The sequence below is a fragment of the Polaromonas sp. P1_E3 genome, from assembly GCF_056405935.1.
In genome coordinates, this window is record NZ_JBFUBD010000759.1 from 1 (window position 1) to 772 (window position 772).

Sequence of the window (772 nt, forward strand, 5' to 3'; positions counted from 1 at the left end):
CAGTACCATCGACCCGTATTTCACGGCGGACGGTATTTCACGAACCATTGATGTCTATGACCGTACCTCCAAACCTACCTCTGGCCAAGGCGGCGACTACAGCCTGAAAACCCGGGGTGCAAGCATCCGGTTCGGTGTCCCATTCACCGAGAACGACACGGTTTATTTTGGTACCGGTTACGAGCAATTGAAGATTGTGCCGGGTAACAATCTGCCGGTCAGCTATCAGAACTACGCGAACCAGTTTGGCTATACAAGCAACTCGATTCCACTGACCGTGGGCTGGTCGCGTGACAGCCGCGACAGCGCGCTGGTACCAACTTCGGGGCTTTTCCAGCGCGTCTACGGCGACTGGGGTGTCGCCGGGGACATCAAATTTGTGCGGGCCAATTACCAGGTCCAGAAATATGTTCCGCTGAACAAACAGTTCACGGTTGCGCTTAACGGCGAGTTTGGATGGGGTAAAGGTCTGAGTGGACAGCCTTATCCACTCTTCAAGAACTACTATTCAGGCGGTCTGGGCTCCGTACGTGGATTCGAGCAGGGTTCCCTTGGCYCACGTGATGCATCCGATCTCGCCATCGGTGGCCCGAAGAAGCTCACACTCAATGCCGAACTTATCGCGCCGTTTCCAGGTGCAGGCAATGACCGTACCCTGCGGCTCTATGGGTTTGTGGACGCTGGCAACGTTTTTGGTGAGAATGAGCGTTTCCGCGTAAATGATCTGCGAGCCTCTACCGGTATTGGTATCAGCTGGATTTCCCCGGTGGGC

The 772-nt window shown here is 55.3% G+C and carries 1 protein-coding gene; it reads left to right on the top strand.

The features are described from left to right. Nucleotides 1–772: BamA/TamA family outer membrane protein (locus tag AC1D0Z_RS23340; protein ID WP_477660499.1), on the top strand; the 772-nt coding region annotated here is incomplete at both ends.